Origin of the sequence: Mycobacterium sp. ITM-2016-00318 (assembly GCF_002968285.2) — a bacterium.
Lineage (GTDB): Bacteria > Actinomycetota > Actinomycetes > Mycobacteriales > Mycobacteriaceae > Mycobacterium.
In genome coordinates, this window is record NZ_CP134400.1 from 26,499 (window position 1) to 44,107 (window position 17,609).

Genomic DNA, 17,609 nt, shown 5'->3' on the forward strand with positions numbered 1-17,609 from the left:
TGGACAGTCACCAGCGTGAGCGGGAAGCCGACAGCTTGTACCCGTGCTGTGACCGGCCCACAGCCTCAGTGGACGCGGACGATGATCTCGGAGTGTCCGAGACGTATCACATCGCCGTCAGCCAACTGCCAGTCCTGAACCGGTGCGTTGTTCACGGTGGTGCCGTTCGTGGAGTTGAGATCGGTCAGCAGTGCGACCTGGCCGTCCCAGCGGATCTCCAGATGCCGACGCGAAACGCCGGTGTCGGGCAGCCGGAACTGGGCGTCCTGGCCGCGGCCGATCACGTTGGCGCCTTCGCGCAGCTGATAGGTCCGCCCGCTGCCGTCGTCGAGCTGGAGGGTGACCGAGGCACCGCCGGCCGGGAAGTCGCCCTGCCCGTAGCCGGCTCCGTAACCACCGGGCGCCGCCGCGGGAGCGGCGTAGTCGTAGCCGCCGCCCGCGGGCTCGCCGTAGCCAGGATCGCCGTAGCCGACGCCTCCCGGCTGCCCGTAGTCCTGGCGTCCGTAGTCGGGCTGGCCGTATTCCTGGCGGCCGTAGGCCTGACCGCCGCCGTAGCCCTGGTCGCCGTAGCCGCCGCCCTGATCGGGATAGGCCGGCTGGCCCTGGTCGGGGTAGCCGCCGCCCTGGTCGGGGTAGGCGGGCTGGCCCTGGTCGGGGTAGCCGGTCGGTGGGCGACCGTAATCGTCCTGGCGCGGCGCGGCGGGTGGCTGCCCGTAGTCCGGGCGGCCGTAGCCGCCGCCCTGATCGGGATAGCCTGGTGGCTGTCCGCCAGGCGGCGGGTAACCGCCGGGCGCCTGACGGTAGCCGCCCTGGTCGTAGCCGCCGCCCTGCGGCGGACCGTAGCCGGCGGGCGGGCGCTGCTCATACGGCGGCTGCGGCGGATAGCCGCCCTGCTCGGGATAGCCGGCTTGATCCGGGTAGCCGCCCTGGTCGGGGTAGCCGGGACGCTGGCCCTGGTCGCCCGGGGGCGGGTATCCGCGCTGGTCGGGCGGATATTGGGCGCGAGGGTCCTGGCCCTTTTCCTCGGGGCGACCGTAGCGCTCGTCGTAATAGTCGTCGGGCCGCCCCGGTCCCTGGCCTCCGCGGTAATTCGGGTTGTCGGTCATCGGTTGTACTCCTGGTTCTGCGGTGTACGCGCGGTCTCGTTGTGCTGGAGCGGCTTCGCCAGTGGTCGAGTCAGGGTTGACCGTCCCACGAGTGCGAAATTGTCCGGTGTGCAAGTTCGCCGACTGCTCGAATCTAACGACCACATCACCATACGTTTGCCACCCCTGCTCATTGATGTAACCCTCCAAGTGCCGCGCGAATGTGGCCGAAGTCAGGTCCGGGTCGGCGCTCATCTTCTTGTAGTCGGGCACGCTGAGGGTAATGAAGTACTCGTTGGGCGCCAAAAGCCTGCCGCCCGCCAACTCGCGCACACCGGACTCTGCCTCCCGGTGCAGCATGGCCTCGACCTCTTGCGGCACAATCGATCCGCCGAACATCCGCGCGAAGGTGTCGCCCACCGTCGACTCGAGCTTGCGCTCGATGCGGTCAACCAGACCCATCTCACCGCCTGCCTTCGTCGCCGTCATCCGTCACTACTGAGCAGATGCCCGGTCAGCCGCGTGTCGCATAACCACACCTGTCACATTGCATGGTATCGGCACGGCACACAGATGCGGGACCAACAGAACTCTGAGAATCGTCCAGGCGCTGGTGGCGGGCATCAGCCGATCACCTACGGTTGGGGATCGGGGTGCCATGTTTGATAGGCTCCCCCGGTTGTTGGGGCGAGTGGCGGAATGGCAGACGCGCTGGCTTCAGGTGCCAGTGTCCTTCGGGACGTGGGGGTTCAAGTCCCCCTTCGCCCACCAATCGAGCGCCGGCCAGAGAAGGTCACGAGCCCGGAGACGGGTCGTGGCCTTCTGCATGTGTGCGGCCTTCGTGTCGCAGGTAGCAGCGCGGTGAGCAACACATCTCTTCGCCGTCCGCAGGCGTCTGCACCGTCTCACCGGCTTTCCGGCCCATCGTCAGCAGCAGTGTCGTGATGGCGATCGCCGCGCCGACATACAGCCAGCCCAACGGGGCCTGCGACGACTCGGGCAGCCAGGCAACCAAGGCCGACGCCAGCGTGATCGACACGTAGCAGACCGTGTTGATCAATCCGGTGACAAGCCCGATGTTGCGTTTGAACACACCCATCGCCAGGCCCTTGCTCAGTGGATCGAGGACGCCGGTGCTCAGCATCGCCATCGCAGCGCCCGCGGTGATGAACCAGGCGTTGAACCCGACGAGATGAGCGGACACGACAAGGACCAGACCACCGAGGGCGAGCATGCCCGCGCCGACGGTGACCAGTCGAGGAGTCGAGGTGCGCTGAGCCAGTGCGCCGCACGCTGCGGCGCCGACGAAGTTCGCGGCCCCCACCCCGAGTGCAATGAAACCGTATGTCGCGGAGGCGAACCCGAGTCCCACCTGATAAAGGAACGGACCGGCCACCCCGAACACCATCTGCGCGGCGCCGACGATCCCGAACATGACCGTGAACGCGACGAACACGCGATGGCGCAGCGCCTCGCCGAGCACACCGGCGGCAGCGCGCAGATCGACGGGCGTGCGACGGTCGGCCTCGAGTGTTTCCGGCAGCGCGACGGCGACCAGCAGAGTGGCCGCTGCCACGACGGCTGCCAGCAAGACGAACACGACCCGCCACGACGCGACCTGCACGATGAAGCCGCCGGCGGCGGGCGCGAGCACGGGTGCCGCGCCCCATGCCGCGCCGAGTATGCCCAGCACCGACACCAGCTTGGCGCCCCTGAAGCAGTCCGCGGCGATCGTCGCGGCGAGCAGCAGGCACGTCCCCGCGCCCATGCCCTGCACGAATCGCAGCCCGAGCAGCATCGGCATTCCGGTGGCCACCGCGCAACCGACGCTGGTGACCGCCATCAGGCTCAGCCCGGTCAGCAGCACCCGCTTGCGGCCGATCGCGTCGGCCACCAGACCGATGGGCAAAACGACCAAAGCCATCCCGAGGATGTAAGCGGTCACGGTGTTCTGCGCCAGCGCGTTCGAGGAGCCGAAGTGTTCGGCGATCTTCGGCAGAGCGGGCGCGTACATGTCGAAGCCGACTTGCTCGATGGGCGCGACGATGGCGAGCACGACGACGAGGCGCCGGCCTGCGCTACCGCTCCACCTCGTCGGCTCCGACGTTGTCATATCAGGACTATCCGTGTTCAGCGCTCGCGTCACCACTGCAATGCGGACTTTCGCCCCTATCTGCGGCCGGCGGTCGACGAGTCATCGGTGATAACCACGTTTCCTACGAATGAAGGCCGCAGACTCCATGGACGCGCTAGTCATCGGATCGCGAGACGATTCGCACCGCGTCGGCGCTCGCGCCCGAGCCCCGCCCGTTCACAAATTCGCGCTCGTTACCGCCGCTCAGGACGGTGCGGCGCCTTCGCCGACGCCGTGATACCGCGGGCTGGCCGGATCCCGGAAGCGGCGGCCGGTCATCTTCTCGGTCCGGATCCGCACGAAGTGGTCACGGCGTCCCTCCACCCACGGCTGCAGGAATGTCCCCGCGAGTTCGACGAGGGCGTCGACGTCGGTGATCGGCTCGGCATGCCCGACGACCGTCACGCTCCACCCGGTACGCAGGTCCGGGTCCACCTCGTCGGCTTCGAACGCCACCACCTGGTTCTGCGTGGCGGCCGCCAGCTTGGCCCCACCGGCCACCCGGATCACCACGTCGTCTCCCCACACCCGGTAGTTCACCGGCTGGACTGCGGGCAGCGCGTCCTCGGTGAACACCAGCCGCCCGACGCGTGGCCCGGCCAACAGGTCAAGGCATTGCCTGCGGTTGAGCTCCTCCAGCGGTTGCCCTTTCGGCATGTCAACCTCCTTGTACCAGTGCGAGAGTACCTGCCGGGGTCGAGCGCCAATGCGTCGTCGTCAGGGCCGCCAGGCGGTCGATCGCGCGCTCGATACCGCTCGCGAGTTCCTCGACGTCGGGCGCCGCGTCGTAGTCGCCGACGATGCCGAACGACAGGTGATCGGCGTAGCTCAGGATCGCGATGCCGGTGCGCAGCTGAAGGGCGAGTGGCGGGATCGGCAACAGCCGGACGACCTCGCGGCCCGCGACCCGCATCCGCTTGCGCGGTCCTGGAACATTGGTCGCCAACGTGACCACGCCCCGCTGGGGCAGCCGCGTCAGCGCCCGCACCGTCCACGCCGTCAAAGCGAACGGCAGCGCATTCACGGCCGTCAGCAAGACGTTCCCCGCTTGACGTTGCCCGCTGCCCTTGGCCCGTGTCAGGCGCGCGTGTACGGCGTGCAACTGCTGGATGGGATCGGCCTTGTCGACGGGGAGGTACGGCAGCATGACCGACACACGATTGCCCGGCTCTGCGGTCGCATCGGTGGACCGCACGGACACCGGCACCAGGGTGCGAAGCGAATTGCGCCGGGGCTGCTCACCGCGCCGCATCAACATCGTGCGGAAGCTGCCGGTGATCGCCGCCAGCGCAACGTCGTTCACCGTGACCTCGAAGCGCTCGCAGATCCGTGTGACGTCGGAGAGCGACGCCTCGACAGAGGCGTAGCGACGCATGTTGCTCACCGGTCCGGTCAGCGACGAAGGAGCTGCGGGTCGGACAAGGCCACCGGCGAGTTCGGCCGCTCCCTGCAGAACCTGGGTGGCGGCGGACGTCACCCCCGCAGACGTCCGCCAGGCCATGGTCACCCAGTCCACCGGATTCAGACTCAACGCGGGCAGGCGCACACCGCGGGGAGCAGGCGCGCGGGCGGCTCGGATCTCGGTGCCGAACGTCGCGCCGCCGCCGTCGTCGCACAGCGCCCCGAGCACGTGTGTCGCGGCGACGCCGTCGGCGATGCAATGGTGCAGCTTCATCAGGATCGCCCACCTGTTGCTCGCCAAGCCGTCGACGACCCAGCACTCCCACAGCGGACGATCGCGATCCAACCGCCGCTCCATCACCTCTGCCGCCCACCGGAACAGCGCGGCGTCGTCACCGGGCCTCGGCAGGGCGGCGCGCCGCACATGGTGGGCGATGTCGATGTCGGCGCAAGGCACCCACTGGGGAGCCGCGAGGTCGAGGGTCTGCCGACGCAGGACCTGACGCAGACGAGGTACCGACGTGATGCGTTCGGCCAGGTCGGCCGCGAACGAGTCGAAGTCGGGCATTGGTCCGGCGAGTACCGCGATGGCCCCGATGGCAAGGCTCACATGACGATCGGAGTCCTCGGCCTCGAGGAATCCCGCGTCCAGTACGGTCAGCTGCTCCATACCCTCAGCCTTCGCCCTCGACGGACGCCGGAATAGGGACATAGGTCCCTTCTTCGCATGGCCCGCGGGGCCAGCGCTCGTGCGTCCTCAGCTAGGTGGTCGACAAGGCGATCGGTTGGTTCTGCGCAACTCAGTGACGGAAGACGTATGACGCGGCGGTGATGGCCTTGTCGCCGTTGCCTTCGTCGTGCAGGACAGAGCGCGCGGCGACGGTCCCGTCGGCGCCGAGGATCGGCTGTGCCTCGACGCGGAACGGTCCGACCTTCCCGCGCGCCAGGAACATCACGTGGGACGACACGCCCTGCAGCTTGTCGGTGCCCGCGGCGCGACACGACACGTCGAACGCGGCGGTTTCGAGGATGACGAACTGCGGGCCGATGTGCAGTGCGGCGTCGGGCGAGGCGACTTCGGCCGACAGTTCCGGCAGCACCCAATGGCCGTCCGGACGGCAGGCGCCGCCGAACACCTGCCACAGCGGCGGGAGGTCGGGGGAGTCGACGATCTCGAGGGGGACGTGCTCCATCTTCTGCAGGCCTTCGGGCGGCACGCCGATGCTGACGCCCTGGCCCTCGGTCAGCGCGAGCACGCGACTCGGATTGTCCGCGTCGACGATCTGCGACCGGCTGTAGGCCATCTGTCGGCCCTGCTTGAGCACCTCGGTTCTGACCTCGAATCGGTTGACGTCATGGCCCGGGTCGAGGACCTGGCCGGACCAGATCACTGGATTGGGTACCGCCTCGAGGTCGGAGACCCCGCCGCTGTCGGGTGAGGCGATACCGAGCACCGCGAGCAGCAGGCCGCCGCTGGGATTGCGCATGTCGCGGCGCACCGTCACGGTCTCGTCAGGCTCGCCGTTGTCCATCGAGGCGTGGAAGCGGCCGATGTAGCGGTAGCTCAGCAGCCCGCCCCAGCGCCTGGACAGTTCGGCCGCATACGCCTCGGGGTCACCGGCCAACTGCCTTATGTCTTGCAGAATTGTGGCACTCCTCTCGTCCGCGAACTACCTGCTCAGCACACCGTGTAAGACGAGATCGGTCAACTCTTTGGCCGCGCGGTCGGCGTTCGTCACATGACGCACGCACACGGCGTACCACGCGCCGCCGGCGATCATGTCCATCAGGGTGTCGGCGCTGATACCGTTTCGCGCCACCCCTGCGAGGCCCGCCCCTTCGACCGTCGTGGCGAGTTGGCTGCGCGCCGCGGCTTCCAACCGGTCGCGGATCACCCGGCGCAGCCCGGGATCGGAGCGCAGGTCGATCATCAGGCCCGGAATCGCCTCGCGCACAGCCGGATCGCGGTACATCCTGACAGCGCCGGTGCACAGCCGGCTGATCTCGGCGGTGAAGTCGTCCGCGGGAGGCTCGGCGCCGAGATCGGGGAAGACGGCCTCGTGCACCAACTGCGCCTTGCTGCTCCACCGGCGGTAGACCGCGGGCCTGCTCACCCCGGCGGTCGCGGCGATCAGGTCGATGGTCGTCGCCGAATAGCCGCGCTCGACCAGCAGCGTGCGCGTCGCCGCCAGCACCGCCTCGTCGATCGCCGGGTCACGGCGCGAGCCCTGGCGCCGATGCCGCGTTGTGGCCACGAATGCATTCCCCTGATCCGGCTTTGTCGATACAGTGTGTCACGTCTACGGCTGACATGGAGGCGCGATGACCGCGGGATCGACACAGGAGCCCCTTCCGGTGGCGGCGCCGGGAGAAGACGGGCGACACCTCTACACCTGCCCGCTGTGTGAAGCCATGTGTGGCTTGGAGATTCACGTCGAGGGCGGCAGGGTCGCGGGTATCCGCGGAAACCGCGACGACACCTGGAGCCGCGGGCACATCTGTCCCAAGGGGGCGACGCTCGGGGCCCTGCACGAGGATCCGGACCGGATCCGGCAACCGATGATCAAGGCCGACGGTCAGTGGCGGGAGGTCAGCTGGGACGAGGCGTTCCGGCGCTGCACCGAACTCCTGGCGCCGATCATCGAGCAGCATGGCATCGGTGCGGTGACCTGCTACACCGGCAATCCGCTGGCGCACTCCTTTTCGCTGGGCCGCTACACCGGAGTTTTGCTCGGGATGTCGGGCATCCCGCTCAGCTACTCGCCGGGCACCGTCGACCAGTGGCCCAAGAACCTGTCGTCGCATCTGATGTACGGCGGCTGGTGGAGCTTCCCGGTGCCCGATGTGGAGCGCACCGACCTCCTCGTCGTGATGGGCGCCAACCCCGCCGCATCGCAGGGCTCACTGCTGGCCGCTCCCGACGTGATGGGCATCATCGACGGAATCCGCAAGCGCGGCAGGGTCATTGTGATCGACCCCGTCCGCACCGCGACCGCGGCGCGTGCCGACGAATGGCTGCCGATCACGCCCGGCGCCGACGCGGCGCTGCTGCTGGCCGTCGCCCACACGTTCTTCGCCGAAGGGCTCGTCGACCTGGGGCACCTCGCGGCGCACATCGACGGGCTGGACCGGATGCGGGACGTCGCCGCCGAATGGTCGCCCGAGCGGGTCGCCGCCGTCACCACCATCGACGCCGAGCGCATCCGGGAGTTGGCACGCGAGCTCGCCGCCACTCCACGGGCGGTGGTGTACGGCCGGATCGGGACCTGCAACCAGGAGTTCGGCAGCCTCGCCAGCTGGCTCGTCGACGTCGTCAACATCCTCTCCGGTCACTTCGACGTCGAGGGCGGCGCCATGTTCCCGCGCGCGGCGGCATGGTCGGTCACGGTGCAACCCATACCGGGGCTGGAGGACGGCGCGCCGGACTTCGGCCGATTCCGCACCCGAGTCCGCGGCGCCAAGGAGGTGCTCGGACAGGTGCCGGTGTCGTGTCTGGCCGAGGAGATCGCCACGCCGGGCGAGGGACAGATCAAGGCGCTGATCACCGTCGCGGGGAATCCGGTGCTGTCCACGCCCGCCGGTCACAGGCTCGACGAGGCGCTGCCCACGCTGGACGCGATGATCGCCGTCGACCTGTGGCTCAACGAGACCACCCGGCACGCCGACGTGATCCTGCCCGGTTCGTCACCGCTCGAGCAGCCCCACCACGACGACCTGATCCTCAACTTCGCGATCAACAGCATCGCCAACTACTCGGCGCCGGTGTTCACCCGACCCGACCCGGAGGCGCCGGAGGAGTGGGAGATCCTGATCCGCCTCACCGGCCTGTGCACGGGCACACCCGCCGAGGATGTCGACGTGGCCGCGATCGACGACGGCTTCTTCGACTACATGGCGTTCACGCAGGGCCTCGACGGAGCGGAGATCCGCGAGCGCTACGCGCATGGCGGACCCGAGCGAATCCTCGACTTGACCTTGCGCACAGGGCCTTTCGGCGATCAATACGGTGAGAATCCGGACGGGGTGACACTCGAGAAGCTGAAAGCAAAGCCCAACGGCATCAACTTCGGCCCGATGGTTCCCCGGGTGCCCGAGGCGCTCGGAACAGCGGACCACAAGATCCGGCTCGCGCCGCAGTACCTGCTCGATGATCTGCCGCGGCTCTCGGCCCGGCTGGACCGTGAGCACGACGATCTGGTTCTGGTGAGCAGACGCCATCTGCGGTCGAACAACTCGTGGCTGCACAACGTGGGTCCGCTGATGAAAGGCAAGGACCGCTGCACCCTGGTGATGCACGACGACGACGCCAAGCGCCTCGAGTTGCAAACCGGCGATCTCGTCACCGTGACGTCGTCGGGCGGCCACATCGACGTGCCGGTCGAGGTGACCGACGCGATCATGCGCGGCGTGGTGTCGATGCCGCACGGCTGGGGGCACGGCAAGGAGGGCACCCGGATGGCCGTCGCGAACAGCTCGCCCGGGGTCAACACCAACGTGCTGTCGCCGCCGGCGTTCATCGACGAACCTTCGGGCAACGGCGCGCTCAACGGCATCCCGGTGACGGTCACCGCGGCACGGACCTGAAAGTATCTTCGCCGTGGGCAAGAACGAACGGGCGAAGATCGTCATGTCCGACGAGGAGATCGCGGAATTCATCGAACGCAGCCGCACGGCCACCATGGCCACCGTGCTGCCGGACGGGCGGCCGCACCTTGTCGCGATGTGGTACGCCGTCGTCGACGGTGAGATCTGGTTCGAGACCAAGGCCAAATCGCAGAAGGCGGTGAACCTGCGCCGCGACCCGACCATCACCGTGATGATCGAGGACGGGAAGAGTTACGACACCCTGCGCGGTGTGTCGATCGACGGCACCGCCGAGATCATCGATGACCCGGAAACCAATCTGCGCGTGGGCAAAAGTGTGTGGGAGCGCTACACCGGCCCGTACACCGACGAGATGCGGCCGTTCGTCGACGCGATGATGCGCAACCGGGTCTGCGTGCGGGTGGTGCCCGGCCGGACCCGCAGCTGGGATCACCACAAGCTCGGGATGGATCCGATGCCGATCGGCGGCAGCACCGCACAGTATCTATAGGTTGAGGTCATGGACGCAGACAAGAAGCCCAAGCAACTGAACGCGCCGTTCGTGAAGACGGCGATGAGATACGCGGGACGCGCGCACGCCTGGGCGTACCGGAAGAGCGGCGGCAAGATCGGCGGCACCTGGCGCGTCGGCGCAGGAGCCAAGAAGCCGGTGCCGACGCTGCTGCTCGAACACAAGGGCCGCAAGTCCGGCAAGGTGTTCGCCTCGCCGCTGGTTTACATCAACGACGGCGACGACGTGATCATCGTCGCGTCGATGGGCGGTCGCGACGAGAACCCGCAGTGGTATCACAACCTGATCGCCGATCCCGACGTGCACATCGAGATCGGCCGTGACCGGCGGGCGGTGCATGCGGTGGCCGCGAGCCCGCAGGAGAAGGAGCGGCTCTGGCCGAAGCTGGTCGAGGCCTACGCCGACTTCGACGCCTACAGGTCGTGGACGAGCCGCGACATCCCCGTCTTCATCCTCAAGCCGCGCTAGCCGCTTCAGCTGCGCGACGGCGGCCGGAAGCCGGGGTTGGCCAGTCCTGTCGCGATCCCGGAGCCGATCGGCCCGAGGTGATCGAACAGGGTCGCGGTTCCGGTGGCGACGCCTGCGTGGCTGTAGTGGGTGAGCCCTGCCAATCCGATGAACTCCCCGTCGGGGAGCCGACTCAGCGTCAACGTGTAGTCGGCGTTGATGTAGTTCAAACCGCTTGCGCTGGAGTGGGTCAGCGAGCTGGTCACGTCGCCGGCCATCGCGGCGCGCACGAACGGAGAGACCAGCTCACCGTCGACGAGGGGCATGATGTCGCGCACCCAGGCGTACTTCTGGCCGCCGTGCCGCCACTGGCTCAAATCGTTGCTCGGCGCGGCCATCTCCGAGTTCGAGCTGTAGGTCCAGAGTTCCATGGTGAAGTCGCCCGACACGTCGGCCGCTTGAGTGGGCGGCGGCGGCATCTCGATCGGCAACGTCCAGGCCGAGTCGGGCGGTTGCTCGGCCCGGCGCAGGTACAGCGCGCTGGCACGGGCGACGACGGTGCCGTCCTGGCGCATCGCGGCGTCCACCAGCCGGATTCTCTTGCCTTCGCGCTCGACGGTGGTGTCGACACGGACCGGCTCGGCGAGTTTGACCGGCCGCAGTAGGTCGACGGTCAGCCGTGCGGGCTGAAGATCCGGGTCGCCGCCTGCACGTTCGACGGCCCGCGCGAGCAGGCCGCCGATATAGGTGCCGCTGATCGTCGATCCCCACGGTCCACGTGCGAGCGGGCTCGGCACGAGCAAATCCACGTCGGCGGCGAAGAACGCCCGAGTATGAGTCGTCATCGCCAAAGACGATAGCTGGCCTAATTTTCGACGATGTCGGAGTACTCGTCGTGCTTTTCGATGTAGGCGGCAACCATCTGGCACTGGGGCACGATGCGCAGCCCGGCGTCGCGGGTCTGCTGCAGCGCCTGCCCGATGAGAATCGTTGCGAGACCGCGGCCTTCGTAGTCCTCGTCGACCTCGGTGTGGGTGAACACGCGCTTCCCGCTGCGGTCCTGGAACTCCGCCTTGCCGACCTTCTTGCCCTCGACCTCGATCGTGTACTGCTCCGATTCCGCGGTGACGGTGGTCGGTGCACCGGATTTATCTTCAGTCATGCCTCGACTCCTATTCGCTCCGGTCCTCGCTCGTTCCTCGCTGCGATCCTCGCTCACACTCGTCTTCGGTTTGGGTCATGGCGTTCCCTTCGGATTTGGACGTGGCCGCAGCGTGGCGTTGGGCAGCGGCGGCGCGGGCAGTCGGATCGTCGGTCCCTGGTATCCGTCGACGGCGCCGAAGCGGTCATCGCGGTTCTCCCACTGCCGACGATAGGCGGCGATGTCCTCGTGGCTGCGGCCCACGAAGTTCCACCACATCACCAGGTGCTCGCCGAACGGCGGTCCGCCGAGCACGATCGCGCGGGCCGGCCCGTCACCGGTGTTGCGCAGCGTGAGGTTCTCCCGTCCTGTGGGCTGATACGCCAGGTCGGCGACGTCGAGCGCGGTGCCCGCCGCTTCGAGGCCGCCTTCATCGAGAAGGACACCGTGCTCGAAGGACGGGTCGATGTCGAGGTCGACATGCGCGCCGGCGTCCAGATCGATCTGCGCGCCGAGCAGCGGCGTGAAGGTGTGCACGGGTGACCGGCTACCCGCCAGCTCGCCGAGGAACACCCGCAGCATCGCGCCAGGAACGGCGACGGGTTCGGGCGCGTAGTGGGCGAAGCCCCTCTCGGTGTCACGGTCGGACTCGGGCAGTGCGACCCACAGTTGCACGCCGTGCAGAACGGTCGTCGCGGCGGTGGAGACCTCCGAATGGCAGATCCCCGCGCCTGCGGTCATCAGGTTCAGCTCGCCGGGGTGGACGAACGCGTGCACGCCCGCGCTGTCGCGGTGCTCGACCTCGCCCTCGAACAGCCAGCTGACGGTCTGCAACCCGGTGTGCGGGTGCGGCGGAACATCCATGCCGGTGCCGCCGGCGGCGTGGTGCGGGCCGTAGTGGTCGGCGAAGCACCAGGCGCCGATCAGGGACCGCTCGCGCTGCGGCAGGGTGCGGCGCACGCGGATGGCGCGCGGACCGCCGAGCGGCACCTCTCGCGGATGCAGGACGCCGGTGAATGCCGATGCCGCGCAGACCACTTCGGCGGGTGCGGCATCGGTGTTGCTCACCTCGTTACCCTAGCGCTTTGGCCCGGCCCTCAGCCTGGCTGCGCGCCTGATCCGGTACCAGATGTGTCGTAGATCGCGGTTCGGCAGGCCGGCGCTCACAGCGATTGACAAACTCAATGCCACGGCCAGCTCGCCGGGCTGGTGGTGACGATCCGGGTCCACGGCCCCCGCGGCGGAGCGTCGACGAAGCGCCAGTCGACCATGCCGTCGCGGCCATTGAAGCCAAGGCAGCCGTTCAGAGCTGGCGACACGTCCATTCCACCACCTTGGGCGATGGTGTTCGCGGGGCGCCGGTCATCGGTGCCGAATACATAGGCACGGTCGTGGTAGACCGCTGGACCGGCGTCCTCGACCTGCCCGAAACACGTGCCGCCCGGGCCCCGAATCTGCACCCAGCGGTTTTTCAGAGCGGGATCTGACACGGGCACGTCCAAATAGAACGGATTCTGCTTGGGCGTCATGGAGGTGGGGAAGTAGCCGTTGGACGAATCGCGAGAGTCCAACCGACACACCCCATCGCTGCCGCGGATGCCGTCACAACCGCCGTAGTTCTCCATCCAGTTCGGGTCGTAGGCGCTGATCTCCTGGCTGTCGTTGGGGCCTGAACCGTTGACCTCACCGACATGGAAGGTGTACGACAGGATGTTCGTGTGCCACGAACCGTCGTCGGCGTGCGCGGGAGTGAGAATGGCGAGGCCCAAGGCGAGGAACAGGGCCGCACCCAGCGTGCGAATCACGACGTCCCTTCAATTGGCGGTGCCGGCTGTACCGGACCGCCGATCACCTCGCCGACGGTGCGAACGATGACACCGCCCTGTGCCTGCTGATCGGCGAGCCAGATGACGAAATCGGTGAATGTCGCAGCCGACGCAGTGATGTCGGAGCAGTCGATGGGGCACATGCCGTGGAAGGTGAACTGCACCCAGCCACCACCGGCCTGTGCCTCGGTCACCTGTCGTTGGTAGTCGGCCAAGGACCAGTCGGCCATAACCTGTGCGGGGGCCCTGGTGTCCATCGAGTTGACCGGCGGCACTGCCTCACCCCAGTCGCAGTCCGCGCATGTGTAGGCCGTCCCGGGGTTGGTGGGGGGATGAACAGTCGCCAGCTCGCCGAGGCCACGGGCGCTGTTGTAGCCACAGCCCGCGACGACTTGTTCGAGTTCGGGGGTGACATAGCCGAACGGGTAGGCGAAGTTGCGCACCGGAAACCCCCAGCGCATCAATTGGGTGCGGTCATTGCAGACCTCGCGTCGGACCGCCTCGACGTCCAGTTCGTCGAGCTTGGCGTGGGTGGCGGTGTGCCCGGCGATCTCGTTGCCCGAGCTGGTTGCGATCCAATCGAGGTCGGCCAGGGCCAGGAAGCCGGGCTGGCCGATGCCGCCGGAGTTGACGTAGAACGTCCCCCGCAGGCCCTGAGCATTCAGGATCTGTGCTGCCCGGGCATTGGACACCCGGCCGTCGTCGAAGGTGAGAGTGACCACCGTTTGCCCTGGAGCGAGCATCAGTGGTTCAACGACTGGTGACGGCAGGAACGGGTTGACGCGCGGAGCGGCTGATGCCGATTCCTCCACTGCGGCCACGGGCTCAGTTGGCTTGACGAGGGTGACGCCGCATCCGCTAGCCAGCAGCGTGACAGCCAGCAGCGTGCTAAGCCTATACATCAGCGTTCTCCTTGAGGCCCGCAGCCACTGCGAGAATGATGTCGTCCAGGCTGGTGTCAGGCGAAAAGCCCAATCTGTGTTGGGCTTTGGCGTTGTTCGGCACCCGGCGGCGCATGTCGGCATAGCCCTCGCCATAGGCCATCGCGTAGGGCACCAATTCGATGGTGCTGGTGGACGCGGTCAGTTCGATGATTCGCTTGGCTAGGTCATGGATCGAGGTCTCCTGAGCCCCGCCAAGGTTGAAGGCGTCACCATAAGCGCTCGGTGTCGCCGAGAGCGTCACCAATGTGGGCACGATGTCGCCGACGTAGGAGAAGCAGCGGGTCTGCAGTCCGTCACCGAACACGGTCAGCGGCTCGCCATGCAGCGCCTGCCTGACGAGGTTGGGCACCACCATGCCGTAGCGGCCGGTTTGGCGTGGCCCCACGGTGTTGAACAGCCGGGCGATGGCCACCTGCAGACCGTGCTCGCGCCAGTAGGCGTGCGCGAACGCCTCGTCGAGGCTCTTGGCGGCCGCGTAGGACCATCGCGCGACCAGCGGCGAGCCAAGGATGCGGTCAGCATTCTCGTCCAAGGAGTCGGCGGTGTTCATACCGTAGGTCTCGGAGGTGGACATCAGCACCATCACCGCGTCGGCGGCCAGTGCAGCCCGCATGACGTTCTCGGAGCCGTGGAGGTTGATCTGCATGCTGCGCAGCGGATCTTCGATGATGCGCCGGACACCGACGGCGGCGGCCAGATGGAACACTCTGTCGGCTCCGGTCATGACCCCTTCGAGTAGATCCTGGTCGAGGATCGACCCTTCGAACGTCTGTAGACGCGGATCGTCGTCGAGGTGAGCTAGGTTGGCCCGAGACCCGGTGGAGAAGTCGTCGAGCACGCTGACGTGATCTCCGTGGGCGAGCAGGTAATCGGTGAGGTGACTGCCGATGAAACCGGCACCTCCGGTGATGACGCTTTTCATGACACTCTTTCTATTTCTACCGGCCGCGAAACGGAGGCAAGACAGTGCTTCCCAATCGTGTTGGAAGCAACGGTCTCCCGGCGGACAGGACTGACCCAACTGCCGTTGGAACCTTTGACGTGGAACGCCGCCCACATGGATTTGATGACGACCACCGAGTCGATGAACCGCATGAAAGGGAAGAACGGGATCAGCAGTAGCAGCGAGGGCCGCCGCGCTGTGATTGCGGCGTAGACGGTAAGCGTCATATCGGGCACGAAGAACCCGATCATGACGTGCCAAAGGCTCAGTGTTCCAAGGACTATGGTTCCGTTCACCATCAGATAGCCGTAGGTCTCGGCGAAGTACTCGGTGTAGATCGTGAGCGCCATTAACGGCAGCAGGGTGCCCAGCACGATGACGGACAGCAGCAGCTCGGTGGCCTGCATCACCACCGACGCCCAGAACTTGCTTACATGGCGCTTGTGCACGCGGCAGGTCTGCCAGAAGCCCAGCGTCCAGCGGTACACCTGCTTGCAGTAGTCGGTCCAGTTGTCCGGATCCTGGGTGTAGGCCACCGCGCACTTCGAGTGAAAGGCCACCCGGCCGAGCTTCTGCAGGTGGATCTCGAATGTCATGTTGATGTCTTCGACCACCAGGCCGGGGCGGGTGATGTTGACCTTGGCCAGCACGTCCGACCGGTACATGGACGCGAAGCCCGGCGCGATCGGCATCACGTTGATGTACTTCGCCGCCTGGCCGTTCTTCACCAACCCCTGGATCACGGCATAGAGCCGCAGGCGGTGGAGCGTCAGGAAGCGCCCGCGCAATGTCTTGGGCGGTGGTTCCGTCTGGGTCTTCACTACACCCGAGACCGCCGCCACGTCGGGATCGTCGAAGAACGGCAGGCCCGTCTCCAGGTAATCGGACGACAGCCGGGTGTCGGCGTCATGGAGCATCACGATCGAAAAGCGATCCATGAGCTCGAAGTGGTCGATGCCTGCCTGGATGGCACCGGCCTTGCCCCGGTTGGGTTGGAGGTCCAGCACGTGCACTCCGAACTCCCGCGCGATGTCAAGAGTGCGGTCGGAGGAGCCGTCACTCACTATGTGGACCTGCGAGGCCGGCAATAGCTTCAGCATGGCCACCAGTGAGGCCGCGATCACCGCTTCCTCGTTGTGTGCGGCCATGATGAGGCCGACGTCCTCGCGCTGGTACTTGGAAGCAACCGGCGGTCGAAAGCGCACGGCGATCCTGCCAGGAATTCTGGCGACGGACGCCATACCCCAGACCAGTGTGTTGAAGCCGATGACCAAGATGATGCTGATCGAGGCCAGCCATGGGTTCGGATTCACGAACGCCGGTAGGTGGCGTCGAGCACCAGGTGCTTCGCCAGCCAGTCGAGGTCGGTGTTGGCATGGCGTGTGTGAACCAGCACCAAATCCCAGCTGCCCTGTTCGGGTGTTTCGTGGCTCATAAGCGTGCCCTGGGGGGTCTCCAGGCGATCCACCCAGGAGTCGGTGTACTCGACGGCAGCACCGGCGGCGATCAACTCGTCGACGATTTCGACAGCTGGGGACTCCCGGACATCGGCCACGTCGGGCTTGTAGGTCACGCCGACCACCAGGATGTGCGCGCCCGCGGTGGCGATGCCGGACTCGGCGAGCATCTGGCGGCCCTTGGCCACGATGTTGCGCGGCCGCAACGCGATCGCGGTCATCGCGGTCCGGGTCACCGGCGAGTCGTGCCGTTTGGCCCGCAACTGCCACAGCAGGTAGTGCGGATCGCAAGGGATGCAGTGGCCGCCGACGCCGGGCCCGGGGTAGAACGGCATGAACCCGTAGGGCTTGGTCGCGGCAGCGCTGATCACCTCGACGACGTCCACGTTCAGTTCACCGGCCATGTCGGAGAACTCGTTGGCCAGCGCGATGTTGACCGCGCGGAAGGTGTTCTCTACCAGCTTGGTCATCTCCGCAGCCTCAGGAGAGGACACCGCATGCAGACTGCTGGCGGTATGCCGCAGCACAGCGGTGGCCTGGGCGGTGCAACGCCGCGTAACACCGCCCAGGACTCGGGGCGTGTGATCCGGCGCGTGGGATTCCACTCCAGGATCGATACGCTCTGGGGCGAACGCCACGAAGACATCCGTGCCGATCTCGAATCCCTTGTCTTCCAAGGGCTTTACCAGCAATTCTCGAGTACAACCGACATAAGTGGTCGAGGTCAGCACGATGGTTTGTCCGCTCACGGCGTTGGCGACCACGGCTGCGCAGGCACCTCGCAGGGCCCGCAAATCGGGGGACTGGTGAGCGTCGACCGGAGTAGGAACACAGACCACGACGGCCTCGGCCCCGGCCAGGGCGTTCGCCTCCGTGGTCAGCGCCAGCGAGTCGGCATGCAGATGTAGGGCCAGCCGGGCGCGATCTCGCGCCAGCAGGTCCACCCGAGCGCTCTTGATATCGGCCAGCCGGGTCTCGCTGACGTCGTACCCGACGATGGCGGCTCCGTGGTCCGCCAGGCTGAGCGCGGTCGGTAGGCCCACATAACCCAGTCCGACGACAGCGACGGTGCGACCGGACAAGGCCAGTGCGGGGGCGGTGATGGAAACGGTCAT

The 17,609-nt window shown here is 67.0% G+C and carries 17 protein-coding genes and 1 tRNA gene; 4 read left to right on the plus strand and 14 right to left on the minus strand.

Annotated elements, in window-relative coordinates; translation table 11 throughout:
- Positions 1 to 65: 65 nt before the first annotated feature.
- Entirely contained in the window at positions 66 to 1,547 is a 1,482-nt protein-coding gene (locus tag C6A82_RS00125) for an FhaA domain-containing protein (protein ID WP_105349014.1), read from the minus strand.
- 223 nt (positions 1,548 to 1,770) lie between these two features.
- On the opposite strand from C6A82_RS00125, the gene C6A82_RS00130 reads away from it, so the two are divergent.
- Positions 1,771 to 1,856, plus strand: a tRNA-Leu gene (locus C6A82_RS00130).
- 22 nt (positions 1,857 to 1,878) lie between these two features.
- On the opposite strand, the gene C6A82_RS00135 is transcribed toward C6A82_RS00130, so the two are convergent.
- From C6A82_RS00135 to C6A82_RS00155, 5 genes are all read right to left on the minus strand, one after another.
- The gene (locus C6A82_RS00135) at positions 1,879 to 3,198 is read right to left on the minus strand and encodes a multidrug effflux MFS transporter (RefSeq protein ID WP_105348966.1); all 1,320 of its coding nucleotides are present in this window, start codon (positions 3,196 to 3,198) and stop codon (positions 1,879 to 1,881) included.
- Positions 3,199 to 3,423: 225 nt separating this feature from the next.
- Positions 3,424 to 3,876, minus strand: a complete 453-nt coding sequence (locus C6A82_RS00140) for a pyridoxamine 5'-phosphate oxidase family protein (RefSeq protein WP_105348968.1) — start codon at positions 3,874 to 3,876, stop codon at positions 3,424 to 3,426.
- 1 nt (position 3,877) lies between these two features.
- Entirely contained in the window at positions 3,878 to 5,290 is a 1,413-nt protein-coding gene (locus tag C6A82_RS00145) for a wax ester/triacylglycerol synthase family O-acyltransferase (RefSeq protein WP_105348970.1), read from the minus strand.
- A gap of 130 nt (positions 5,291 to 5,420) precedes the next feature.
- Positions 5,421 to 6,266 carry a hypothetical protein gene (locus tag C6A82_RS00150; protein WP_105348972.1) on the minus strand — a complete coding sequence of 282 codons (846 nt, stop codon included), beginning with the start codon at positions 6,264 to 6,266 and terminating at the stop codon, positions 5,421 to 5,423.
- Positions 6,267 to 6,290: 24 nt separating this feature from the next.
- The gene (locus C6A82_RS00155) at positions 6,291 to 6,875 is read right to left on the minus strand and encodes a TetR/AcrR family transcriptional regulator (protein WP_105348973.1); all 585 of its coding nucleotides are present in this window, start codon (positions 6,873 to 6,875) and stop codon (positions 6,291 to 6,293) included.
- A gap of 67 nt (positions 6,876 to 6,942) precedes the next feature.
- On the opposite strand from C6A82_RS00155, the gene C6A82_RS00160 reads away from it, so the two are divergent.
- Genes C6A82_RS00160 through C6A82_RS00170 form a run of 3 tightly spaced genes read left to right on the plus strand, consistent with a single transcriptional unit; the run spans position 6,943 to position 10,204 of the window.
- The gene (locus C6A82_RS00160) at positions 6,943 to 9,204 is read left to right on the plus strand and encodes a molybdopterin-dependent oxidoreductase (protein WP_105348975.1); all 2,262 of its coding nucleotides are present in this window, start codon (positions 6,943 to 6,945) and stop codon (positions 9,202 to 9,204) included.
- A gap of 13 nt (positions 9,205 to 9,217) precedes the next feature.
- Positions 9,218 to 9,715, plus strand: coding sequence for a pyridoxamine 5'-phosphate oxidase family protein (locus C6A82_RS00165; protein ID WP_105348977.1), 498 nt, complete (start codon positions 9,218 to 9,220; stop codon positions 9,713 to 9,715).
- A 9-nt stretch (positions 9,716 to 9,724) separates the two neighbouring features.
- On the plus strand, positions 9,725 to 10,204 hold the full coding sequence (locus tag C6A82_RS00170) for a nitroreductase family deazaflavin-dependent oxidoreductase (protein WP_105348978.1): 480 nt from the start codon (positions 9,725 to 9,727) through the stop codon (positions 10,202 to 10,204).
- Positions 10,205 to 10,209: 5 nt separating this feature from the next.
- Here the strand turns inward: C6A82_RS00170 and C6A82_RS00175 are convergent, their stop codons facing one another.
- From C6A82_RS00175 to C6A82_RS00210, 8 genes are all read right to left on the minus strand, one after another.
- A complete protein-coding gene (locus C6A82_RS00175) occupies positions 10,210 to 11,028 on the minus strand; it encodes a thioesterase family protein (RefSeq protein ID WP_105348980.1) in 819 nt (272 codons plus the stop codon).
- 20 nt (positions 11,029 to 11,048) lie between these two features.
- Positions 11,049 to 11,345 (minus strand): GNAT family N-acetyltransferase, encoded by a 297-nt coding sequence (locus C6A82_RS00180; protein ID WP_105348981.1) that lies wholly within the window; start codon positions 11,343 to 11,345, stop codon positions 11,049 to 11,051.
- Positions 11,346 to 11,420: 75 nt separating this feature from the next.
- Entirely contained in the window at positions 11,421 to 12,392 is a 972-nt protein-coding gene (locus C6A82_RS00185; protein WP_105348983.1) for a pirin family protein, read from the minus strand.
- 113 nt (positions 12,393 to 12,505) lie between these two features.
- Positions 12,506 to 13,129 carry a hypothetical protein gene (locus C6A82_RS00190; RefSeq protein WP_105348985.1) on the minus strand — a complete coding sequence of 208 codons (624 nt, stop codon included), beginning with the start codon at positions 13,127 to 13,129 and terminating at the stop codon, positions 12,506 to 12,508.
- Positions 13,126 to 14,052, minus strand: coding sequence for a polysaccharide deacetylase family protein (locus C6A82_RS00195; RefSeq protein WP_158261674.1), 927 nt, complete (start codon positions 14,050 to 14,052; stop codon positions 13,126 to 13,128). The genes C6A82_RS00190 and C6A82_RS00195 overlap by 4 nt, the downstream gene beginning before the upstream one ends.
- The gene (locus C6A82_RS00200; protein WP_105348988.1) at positions 14,045 to 15,016 is read right to left on the minus strand and encodes an NAD-dependent epimerase/dehydratase family protein; all 972 of its coding nucleotides are present in this window, start codon (positions 15,014 to 15,016) and stop codon (positions 14,045 to 14,047) included. Before C6A82_RS00200 ends, C6A82_RS00195 begins: the two co-directional genes overlap by 8 nt.
- On the minus strand, positions 15,013 to 16,350 hold the full coding sequence (locus tag C6A82_RS00205; protein ID WP_105348989.1) for a glycosyltransferase: 1,338 nt from the start codon (positions 16,348 to 16,350) through the stop codon (positions 15,013 to 15,015). The genes C6A82_RS00200 and C6A82_RS00205 overlap by 4 nt, the downstream gene beginning before the upstream one ends.
- Positions 16,347 to 17,609, minus strand: coding sequence for a nucleotide sugar dehydrogenase (locus C6A82_RS00210; RefSeq protein WP_105348991.1), 1,263 nt, complete (start codon positions 17,607 to 17,609; stop codon positions 16,347 to 16,349). The genes C6A82_RS00205 and C6A82_RS00210 overlap by 4 nt, the downstream gene beginning before the upstream one ends.